This window comes from Prevotella sp. P3-122 (assembly GCF_002251365.1).
Classification (GTDB): domain Bacteria; phylum Bacteroidota; class Bacteroidia; order Bacteroidales; family Bacteroidaceae; genus Prevotella.
The window spans coordinates 1-9,688 of the sequence record NZ_NPJH01000062.1; the positions used below are offsets into that span (position 1 = coordinate 1).

At 35.4% G+C, this 9,688-nt stretch carries 10 protein-coding genes; all 10 read left to right on the forward strand.

Annotated features, from left to right (window positions below; genetic code table 11):
* Positions 1 to 91: 91 nt before the first annotated feature.
* The 10 genes from CIL02_RS16980 to CIL02_RS10830 all read left to right on the forward strand — a co-directional run bounded on the left by CIL02_RS16980 (position 92) and on the right by CIL02_RS10830 (position 9,599).
* Complete coding sequence (locus CIL02_RS16980; protein ID WP_371589368.1) at positions 92 to 394, forward strand: acyltransferase family protein; 303 nt, start codon at positions 92 to 94, stop codon at positions 392 to 394.
* 298 nt (positions 395 to 692) lie between these two features.
* Positions 693 to 1,580, forward strand: a complete 888-nt coding sequence (locus tag CIL02_RS10790) for a DUF6625 family protein (RefSeq protein WP_141210204.1) — start codon at positions 693 to 695, stop codon at positions 1,578 to 1,580.
* Between the two features lie 2 nt (positions 1,581 to 1,582).
* Entirely contained in the window at positions 1,583 to 2,677 is a 1,095-nt protein-coding gene (locus CIL02_RS10795) for an acyltransferase (RefSeq protein WP_094401630.1), read from the forward strand.
* Positions 2,678 to 2,685: 8 nt separating this feature from the next.
* Positions 2,686 to 3,939 carry a hypothetical protein gene (locus CIL02_RS10800; protein WP_094401631.1) on the forward strand — a complete coding sequence of 418 codons (1,254 nt, stop codon included), beginning with the start codon at positions 2,686 to 2,688 and terminating at the stop codon, positions 3,937 to 3,939.
* A 13-nt stretch (positions 3,940 to 3,952) separates the two neighbouring features.
* On the forward strand, positions 3,953 to 4,948 hold the full coding sequence (locus CIL02_RS10805; protein ID WP_094401633.1) for an acyltransferase: 996 nt from the start codon (positions 3,953 to 3,955) through the stop codon (positions 4,946 to 4,948).
* The gene (locus CIL02_RS10810) at positions 4,945 to 5,679 is read left to right on the forward strand and encodes a glycosyltransferase (protein WP_094401635.1); all 735 of its coding nucleotides are present in this window, start codon (positions 4,945 to 4,947) and stop codon (positions 5,677 to 5,679) included. The genes CIL02_RS10805 and CIL02_RS10810 overlap by 4 nt, the downstream gene beginning before the upstream one ends.
* Positions 5,676 to 6,710 carry a glycosyltransferase gene (locus tag CIL02_RS10815; RefSeq protein ID WP_094401636.1) on the forward strand — a complete coding sequence of 345 codons (1,035 nt, stop codon included), beginning with the start codon at positions 5,676 to 5,678 and terminating at the stop codon, positions 6,708 to 6,710. Before CIL02_RS10810 ends, CIL02_RS10815 begins: the two co-directional genes overlap by 4 nt.
* Before the next feature lie 46 nt (positions 6,711 to 6,756).
* Positions 6,757 to 7,761 (forward strand): acyltransferase family protein, encoded by a 1,005-nt coding sequence (locus CIL02_RS10820; RefSeq protein ID WP_170935076.1) that lies wholly within the window; start codon positions 6,757 to 6,759, stop codon positions 7,759 to 7,761.
* Positions 7,733 to 8,701, forward strand: a complete 969-nt coding sequence (locus CIL02_RS10825; RefSeq protein ID WP_141210205.1) for a glycosyltransferase — start codon at positions 7,733 to 7,735, stop codon at positions 8,699 to 8,701. Before CIL02_RS10820 ends, CIL02_RS10825 begins: the two co-directional genes overlap by 29 nt.
* Before the next feature lie 4 nt (positions 8,702 to 8,705).
* Positions 8,706 to 9,599, forward strand: coding sequence for an acyltransferase (locus CIL02_RS10830; protein WP_094401642.1), 894 nt, complete (start codon positions 8,706 to 8,708; stop codon positions 9,597 to 9,599).
* Positions 9,600 to 9,688 lie beyond the last annotated feature (89 nt).

The window sequence follows — 9,688 nt, forward strand, 5'->3', positions numbered from 1 at the left end:
GTTTAACATAAACTGATTTTTTAAGATGAAAACTTATATGCCCTTAAATGGGCTCAGGTGGAGTCGCAATAGCGGCTCTGCCAACTGTGATATGCCTCAAAGTGCCGTTTTCGGACGGCCTGGGGGGGCAAATAGAATAAATAGTATTATTTATTTTATCCATATCACTTTGTTCTTGGTCATCAGTGGACTTCTGGTTAAAGACAAGCCTATAGATAAAAATTTTTGGTTTGTATTGTTGAAGCGTTTTGTAATTCCTTATACGATATGGACAGGTATTTTGACGACGTTTTATCAAGGTTTCAGTCACTTGCTACATGATGGATTTTGGGTAAACTTAGAAGTATATTTCTGTAATTGGTGCCATTCCTTCCTATGGTTTATATTCGTTTAGTTGCTGGTGTTTGTATAAGCATAGCGTTGATTTGGGTAGGACGAAAGAAGCAATTAGGTTGTTTTGCTTATAACCATATAATACAGGGCGTTGGGAGAAGAACATTGCAAATTTATATGCTGCAATCCTTACTGGTTGAAGCTGCACTGAACAGAGTGATAAGATTGAATAATGATTTCATGGGAATCGCTACTTCTTTTGCTGTAGCAATTGTAATGACATTGCTCTGTTATATAATAATATAAATAACAATGAAAATTAATTGATGTAGAACCCTTTTGTGGGGAAATTAATAATTATGAAATATAAAGTTGCACAAATAATTCCTTATTTTGGCAATTGGCCAGAATGGATAGAGTTGTATTTCTATTCTTGTGGTAGGAATCCGATGGTGGATTTTATCTTCTATACGAATTGCCCTTTACCTAAACACAGGTATAAAAATACGATATTCCATCAGTGCTCATACGAGGAGTATTGCGCATTGATAAGTAAACGCCTGAATATAAATTTCAGATGTTCAAAACCATATAAACTTACAGATTTAAAACCTTTTATCGGAGCAATACATAAGGAAGAGTTGAAAGGTTATGAGTTTTGGGGAATGGGAGACTTGGACTTGGTTTATGGCAATCTTGGGATGTTGGTGAATGATGACAACCTGTCATGTTATGATGTGTTGACGACCCATAATTACCACATTGCCGCACATTGTTGCTTCTGTCGAAACAATGATTATTATCGCAATCTTTGTTTTAAAATCGTAGATTGGAAGAGGAAAATTACAAATGAAAAGCCGATTTCTCTTGATGAGGGTGAATGGTCAGACTTAGTGTGTCCTCATATCCGTACAATTAGAAGAATACACAAGTATCTGTGTCGTCCTTTTGGCATTCATTATTTCAAGGTTTTAGACTTTCTAAATCCTGTATTCCATAAAAAAATATTGCTTCACGAATATTGGACTAGTCCTCAGCCAAAGGATGGAGAGCAATGGATTTATGATGTAATGAGTAATAGGATTGCTGATTTTAAGAAACGATCACTCCCTTATTTACATTTCCTCTTTTTCAAAAAGACTCCTTGGCTGAAAACTGATAATTGCTGGCATGAAGGCTTTTGGAAGCTGCAAGAGCCCATTGAAAGCTATAAACATATAAATATTGATATTAACGGTATTTCGTAAGCATGATAATAGAAAGAAATAGTCAAGAGAGCTTTACACTTGACTTATTACGTTTTCCACTGGCTGCTTTGGTGGTCTTGCTTCATACGGCAGCGCCAAACAGTCCTGATGGCTTTACATATTGTTTGGCCCATTATGTGAATGCACCAATAGTACAAGTTGCTGTACCTGGTTTTTTCCTGATGTCTGGTTATCTATTCTTCGCAGGAAAGGAAGAGTTTGGGTGGACTGTCTATAAAAAGAAAATAGGCAAGAAGGTTCGTTCTCTGCTTGTTCCATATATTATTTGGAATTATATCGCATTGTTTTTAGGCTATGGTTATTCTTATTATAAGAGTAGGACAATCGGTACAGTAATGCCTTGGAATTTAATGGAGATTCTATGGGCTCATGGTGATGGAATTACGGCTACATCTATTTTGGGTTATGAATATCCTGTCATCGTCTCGCCTGCAGCTGGTGTCTTGTGGTTTATGAGGGATTTGATGATGATGATGCTTTGCTCCATAGTAAGCTATCATATCATAAAAAGGTTAAAATGGGGGATTTTCCCGATTCTAATTATACTGAATGTGTTTAAGTTAGGTTTTCCATTTGTTGGTTTTAGCTTGGCAGCCATAACGTTTTTCCACATAGGCGCATTTTTTAGTATTCATCAAATACATGTGTTTGAATGGCTTGATAAGTATAAAGCTATTTGGCTTATATTGTGGCCATTGCTCGTGATTCTTCAAACGATAGGTGGGTTGTATGGTTATGACTTGAATAGTCTTAATAGTTTGCTCTTGATGTGTGGCGTAGCTTTTATTTTTGTGCTTGCATATAAGATTGCAAGCTATCAAAATAGAGGGGCAAGCCTTGTCGCCCGCTGGGGAGAGACGAGCTTTTTTATATATGCGTTTGGAAATACGCTGATATTGTGGTTTGTAAATAAGAATGTGGGCTATATGTTGGAGACAGTTCCCTATATAGGCTCATTCTTAAACTATGAGTTCTTGTTTGTGGCTAAGGTCGTAGAATGTGTCATTGTTTATTATGTGATGAAACGATATGTACCTCGGGTCTTAGTTTTTTTGGTTGGTGGAAGAATTAAATAAAGATAAAAATGAAAGCAAAGAAAATTCTTTATATCATATTGTATTTGGTATTGCTAAATGGAGTTATTCAAACTTATTTATTTAAGAGTGAATTTGTACCCATTATTTCTGATATTTTGTTGTTCTATTTGGCTTTTTCTCAAAAACACGACATTAAAGCGGTAAGTCGAGCTGTTGGCGTTTGGGTGGTAAGACTATTTGCCATATTGCTTGTTGGCAGTACGGTAATAGCAATTGTGAATATTATGCCTCCGATATCTATCGTTTGGGGATTTCGTATGGTTGTTAGATATTTGCTGCTATTTATGATGGTATATAAATTCTTCAACTATACAGATGTAGTGAAGTGTAAAAAAATGATTGTTTGGTTATTTTGGATAAATACCTTTATGGTAGTTTTTCAGTTTTATGTAGAAAGGAAAGTTGGAGATTTTATCGGTGGTACTTTTATGGGTAATAATGAACTCTTTGTATTTTACCTATTTTGTGCAATATTGCTTTCAAAAGAATATTTTATAGGTCGATTAAGCAAATTACATTTTTTTCTATTGATTGCAATTGAGATGTTCATAGCAATGGTAGCAGAAATTAAAATCATGTATTTCACAATACCACTTGCGATATATGCTGTATATGTGTTTACTAAGAAATTTAGTGTGAAGCATGTCTTGATATTGGTACTTGCTTTCTTCTTCCTTGTTCCGACGATGAAGTCGGTCATGTCCCTTATGTATGGTGAAGAGTATGTAAATAGCACTTTTGATTTAGATTTTATTCAAGAAGAAACAAGCAAATCTTACAATTTGTCGGCTGAAGCAGCTGATTATAGTTTTAACCGCTCTACATGTGTAGAAATGGCAACAACCTTGATTCTTCAAGATCCAATACATGTAATGTTTGGCTATGGCATTGGAAGCGGAAACACTTCTGAGACGTTTGGTACATGGATAAGTGCGTCTTACAGTAAGATAACATCTTATAATTGGTTTACATCTTCGTGGCTGTTAATCGAATATGGTTGGGTTGGATATATCATTTGGATTTTAATCATCTTGTTGTTGGCATATCGTCTGTTGCGTATCTATTATAAGAGTAAAGATCCAGTAGTGAAATATTGGAGTTCTTTGGGCTTTGTCTCAGTTATGTTTACGCCCATTATGGCATGGTATAACAACATACCTTATTATAATGCTTATTTTATCTATTTGTTTTGGGCTATCTGTTTTGTAGGTATTAGGGAAAGACAAAAAATGCTGATGTAAAATAGAAGGAAAAATGAGGATAACTTTTAATTTAGGTGTTTTTAGTCAATATCGAACCGAATTGATGGGAGTGGCTACTTTGTTGATTATTGTTTGTCACATGCCTCTTTTTGGTGTAATCATGCCCAACTGTATGAGTACGATATTAGGTGCAGGAGGTTTTGGTGTTGATATATTCCTATTTCTGTCTGGAATAGGAATGTACAACTCTTATTCCTCAGTGAGAGTGCATAAGCAAACGATATTACATTGGTTGTTGAAGCGCTATATGAGAATTGTATGCCCGCTAATTTTATTAGTGCTGCCATTTACTATTCTAAATTCTACTCGAGAAAATTTACAATGGGGGATTGTAGTATTAAAACTTTCTGGTTTTGGCCCTCTCTTTGGCAATGGGGCTTTATGGTTTATTCCCTGCATATTGTTGTTATATTTAGTAACGCCTTTCGTTAATTCTTTGTTTTGTTCTAAGTGGAGATGGTATTGGTTGGCTGTGTTTTCCTTGTTATGTTATGTTTATGCATATTTACCGCCTAATAGTAGTATCTTTCATTTTATATTGAATCGTTGGCCTATCTATTTCTTTGGGTATAGTCTTTCCTCCCAAGTTAAAGAAAAGAAAAATGGTTCTGCTCTACTATATATATTATTACCAGTAATAGTATATACTTTGTTTTATGTTTTGAACCATACCTTAGGTTTTCATTTCTGTTTGTTTGGCTTACAGGGAATTGCTTCGGTTTCAATTTTTGCGCTTCTGATAAATAAGTTAAAGAGTCGCAAACTGAATGTAACATTAGGCTTTGTGGGAGCGATCTCTTTAGAATCTTATATAACCAATGAATATCTCATGCGTTATTTGCAAAGATTTTCTTGGTCAATAGGTAATATGGATATAAGTTTTGGAAATTGGACTTTTTATCTCGTAGGAACCTGTTTGTGCATAATACTTTCTGTGTATGTAAATAAATTATCTCGAAAAATATTTGATTTGCTAAAATTATCATGATACCAAAAATAATTCATTACTGTTGGTTTGGTCATAACCCCATGCCTGCAGAATATGAACAATACATCAATAGTTGGAAAAAATACCTTCCAGACTATGAAATCCAGGAATGGAATGAGGATAATTATGATGTTAACTGCATTCCATTCAGCAAAGAGGCTTATGATGTAGGGAAATTTGCGTATGTAAGCGATTATGCTCGCTTAAAAATTCTTTATGAGAACGGAGGCGTGTATTTTGATACAGACGTTGAGGTCATCCGCAATATGGACGATTTTATGTCTAAGGGAGCTTGGATGGCAATAGAGAAGCATAATAATACTCCAGATGCTGATGATATGGTAAATCCAGGACTTGGATTTGCCGTGGAACCTCATAATCCAGTTATCAAGGAAATTATGTCTTTCTATGAGAATACTCATTATATCTTCCCTGATGGACACATGGAACAAATACCAATAGTTCCAATTACAAGTAGGGTGTTGAAAACGTATGGACTCAAGCCTTATGCAAAAGAACCATACGATTGTGGCGGTATAACCATTTATCCATGGGAGTATTTTTGTCCAATAGAGTTTCTATCGAATAAACTTGAAATTACAGAAAATACCTATACTATTCATCATTATTCGGCTACATGGATGTCGTGGACGGATAAGCTAAAAATGAAAAAAGGGTATTATGCCGAGAAAATAAAAAGATTTTTTAAATTAAAAAGAAAGAAAGAATGAAGCCAAAGGTATCAATAGTGGTTCCTATATATAATGTAGAGCGGTTTCTGGATAGAACCATGCAATCGCTTCTTGCGCAAACGCTAAAGAATATAGAAATTATCATGGTGGATGATGAATCGCCAGATAACTGTCCTGCTATCTGTGATCAGTATGCTCAGCAATATCCTAATATCAAGGTAGTACATAAGAAAAATGCTGGTCTTGGAATGGCTTGTAATAGTGGCATTGATGTTGCAACTGGTGAGTATATTGCATTTTGTGATAGTGATGACTATGTAGATAAGGAAATGTATGAGACCATGTATCTTGCTGCGATTGAGCATAAAGCTGATGCTATATATAGCGGTATCCAAACTGTTAATCAGTTTGGGGAGATTAAGCCGATGAATTGGTATTCTTCAAAGCAAGTCATTGAAGGGAAAGAAAATCTTAATTCCTTTGTTATGGATATGATTGCTTCGAAACCATCAGATAGAGTTGAACGCCATATTCCAATGTCTGCTAAGATTGTATTGTATAGGAAGTCTCTGATTGATGATTATCGACTAAGATTTGTTAGCGAACGAGAAATTATTTCTGAAGATCTTGTATGGAATATAGATTTTATCTCTCATTCTCATCGAATCGTAACTTTACCTCAGATTTTTTATTATTATTACAATAATACCTCTTCTCTTTCTAAAAAAGTTCGTCTTGATCGTTTCAAATTTTTCAAGATAATGAGATTGTTCTTAATAACGAAAGTAAATGAAAATAAAATGCCCTATGAGGCTTTGCATCGTATTGAAAGAATGTTTATCGGTTATTCTCGATATTTCATTGGCTCTATATTAAAAAGTGATTTAGCCTCATGCGATAAAAAGCAAATAGTAAAAAATGTTTGTGAAGATGAAGTGTGGAAATTGGTTTGCTCTGATTATCCAATAAGAGAAATGCCCTATACACATCGTATGATGTTATATTTGATGAGAAATAATTGTTTTGTTCTGTTATCATTGATATACAAATACTCAAGAAAATTTGTATAACTTCAGATTATAGAAGATTTATATATAATAGAATATGAATATAGTTTTGAAAACAAGACAATCAAATTTTGAACTTCTGCGTATATTCTCAATGTTTCTTATTCTTATCCATCATTTTATATGTCATGGGCTGAATTCGAAACTTGCCTCCCCAGATTTGATTATAATTGTTGATTCATTTGCTATCATTGGGGTGAATTTATTCTTGCTTATATCGGGGTATTTTAAAATCCGGCTCTCGTGGAAGTCATTTCTCAATCTCGTTTTTATTTGTATGTTTTGCAAAGTTGTCCATTTATTTACAGACACTTTTGTATTGGGTATTTCGCATCCGCTATATGAATGGATTCTGAAACCGATATTTGTAATAAGTAGATCTGGTGGATGGTTCGTACAGGTATATTTCATGTTGATGTTTATCAGCCCTTTGCTCAATAAAGCCATCGATAACCTGTCGGAGAAAGAATGGAAACTATCTTTAGCATTGCTTAGTTTTATCTCTTTCTATTTAGGCTGGATACTCCACAATTATAACGATGCAGCTGGATATACGTTGATGAATTTTGTGTTTATCTATGTTATTGGTGCAGCCATGCGTCACTATAATTTTGCTATAAGAGTTAAAACGTGGCAAATGCTGCTTGCAATACTTTTTGGAGTGGTTGCCACTTTTGTAGGAAGTAAGTTAATTGCTGTTCATGAAAACTTGAAATTAGGATTCACGGCATACAACTCTCCTTTTGTAATTCTGACAGCTTGCGCTGTGTTCTGTATCTTTAGCAAAATTAAATTGCAGAATAAATGGATAAATAAGGTAGCTGTCTCTATGCTTACAGTGTATCTGCTTACGGATGGAGGACATCTTAGTAAGGTATTATATGGATGGGCAGGTCTGGTAGCCCAAAACTTTTCTGAAGGTATAGTTCTTCTGCTTTTTTTGATAATGGCTGTACTTATTATCTTGGTTGTCTCTTGCCTTGATCAAATAAGACAATTTATTTTTAAAAGAATATTTAGACTTTATGAAAATATTATATATCGCACGCACTGATACCTATCGGTATTATTGCAATGGTATCAACCCTTCGCATTGGCTTTATGGGGCCGTGGAGATGGAGAAGGAAGGGAATGAAGTGGTATGGGAGGAGGAATCCCAAAACTTGTGGAACGACTATAGGTTAGTGAGAAAGTATCACCCTGATGTGGTGTTTATTCCTAACCTCAATCTACGAAATCATCTCTTGCTATTGTTTTTTACGGCACTGCATTTAATGCACATACCTGTCATTGCCTATCTGCATCATGAACCGAAAGTGAAGCGAGGTGCAAAGGCTTGTTTCTATAGGCTTTTGTTGTCGGCTCCGAAACATCTTTTTTTTCTGAGTTCTAAGACAATGGATGAAACGGTAAAGGCTGGGCTGGTAAAAGCAAAGAAGTGCTCGGTTCCTTATTGGGGTCCTGATATGGATTTTTATAATAAGGTAGAGAAGAATAAAGGTAAATGGTTTGTGTCTACTGGTAAAGAAAATAGAGACTTCGATATTTTGATAGAGGCTTTCCGACGTACAGGAGCTCCGCTGAAGATTATGACTGCAAAGAGTCATGCAGGGAACGATTATTCTGATTTAGTAGAGAAATGTAAGGATTTCCCAAACATAAAGGTGGTAATAACGGAGAATTCTGGTAATGTATATCCACAGATGCTGGATGCCATGGCGAATGCAAAGGTATTAGTCTGTCCGCTAAGAAAAGACAAGCTGAACTATTGTGTGGGGCTTTCTACCATTGCTGATGCCATTGGTTTGCAGAAACCGCTTATCATCACTCGCAATCAATACCATGATGAAATGTATACGAAAGGGATGGAAATTGTGGATTCTGTAGATGATTGGGTTAAGGCTATTGAGAAAATAGAAAAGGGACAGTATAACTGCTGCTATTCTGATATCTCTATGTTGAGTTGTTGGAAGAACATGAAACGCTATTTTTAAAAATATGATACTCAGTTTCGTTTTTCTGGTTCTTGTGTGGTATTTGCCAATTAAGGGTAAGATGGTTTGTGAGCAGCGAGGGCAGTCACAATTTCTTAAATTCATAGCTTCTCTTTTAGTAGTGATTGGTCATCAGGCTTGTTTCTATTGCTCACCAAATGAGTTGTTTATGAGTGAAACTGGAGTTGGCGCTTTATGTGTGTCTTTCTTCCTCTTTATGTCTGGCTATGGTTTACTTTATAGCCGTGTAAAAAGACAGCAGCGTCTTTCCAAATTGTGGTTGAAAAAGCGTATGATTAAACTTGTTGTACCGGCTCTTACGGCAATGGCATTATATGTCGTAGCAGAATTTACTGTAGGTAAAGAGGTGGATTGGAGTTGCCTTTTAAAATATTGGTTCGTCTCTGACACAAATTTGCGGTATGGCTGGTATGTTAGCGAGATTATTATTCTATATGTTGTGTTCTTCGCATTCTATCGCTCATTTCCTATCAAGAAAGCAACATTGCTCTCTTGCATAGCTGTGGGAATTGCGATATGCATCATGGTGGCTATAAAATGTGCTATATGGTATGTATTGGGTCTTCCATGTTTCTTGATGGGTTTGCTATTAGCATACCATGATATTGGTACGAAACATTTTCATTTCCATTTATCGCCATTGCAAATTAAGCTTTTGCTAAGCTTTATGGTGTGTTGCTTCTTTTTCCTGAAGAATTTTGATTTAGTGCAACAGGCTGTACCTATGCTTGATAAGTGGCGATATGTACTTGCTTCAAAATTTATGGTGAATATTGTATTTATTGTGGTTGTTACTTACATTCTGATGCGACTGCCTGTTTGTAACGCTTTTGTGAATCGGGGGAGACTGTCCGAAAACTATAGCCACGTAGGTTAGATTCGTTACCAGTCGTGTGATTTTGTTTGTTTTGTTATAGTTGTTTAACTCAGAATCGTCTTTATTCTCAAGTATTTTTCGTACCTTTA

Bases quoted from the DNA above. Each gene is read 5' to 3' on its own strand.
- CIL02_RS16980 (WP_371589368.1), top strand. From the start codon at position 92: ATGCCTCAAAGTGCCGTTTTCGGACGGCCTGGGGGGGCAAATAGAATA.
- CIL02_RS10790 (WP_141210204.1), top strand. From the start codon at position 693: ATGAAATATAAAGTTGCACAAATAATTCCTTATTTTGGCAATTGGCCA.
- CIL02_RS10795 (WP_094401630.1), top strand. From the start codon at position 1,583: ATGATAATAGAAAGAAATAGTCAAGAGAGCTTTACACTTGACTTATTA.
- CIL02_RS10800 (WP_094401631.1), top strand. From the start codon at position 2,686: ATGAAAGCAAAGAAAATTCTTTATATCATATTGTATTTGGTATTGCTA.
- CIL02_RS10805 (WP_094401633.1), top strand. From the start codon at position 3,953: ATGAGGATAACTTTTAATTTAGGTGTTTTTAGTCAATATCGAACCGAA.
- CIL02_RS10810 (WP_094401635.1), top strand. From the start codon at position 4,945: ATGATACCAAAAATAATTCATTACTGTTGGTTTGGTCATAACCCCATG.
- CIL02_RS10815 (WP_094401636.1), top strand. From the start codon at position 5,676: ATGAAGCCAAAGGTATCAATAGTGGTTCCTATATATAATGTAGAGCGG.
- CIL02_RS10825 (WP_141210205.1), top strand. From the start codon at position 7,733: ATGAAAATATTATATATCGCACGCACTGATACCTATCGGTATTATTGC.
- CIL02_RS10830 (WP_094401642.1), top strand. From the start codon at position 8,706: ATGATACTCAGTTTCGTTTTTCTGGTTCTTGTGTGGTATTTGCCAATT.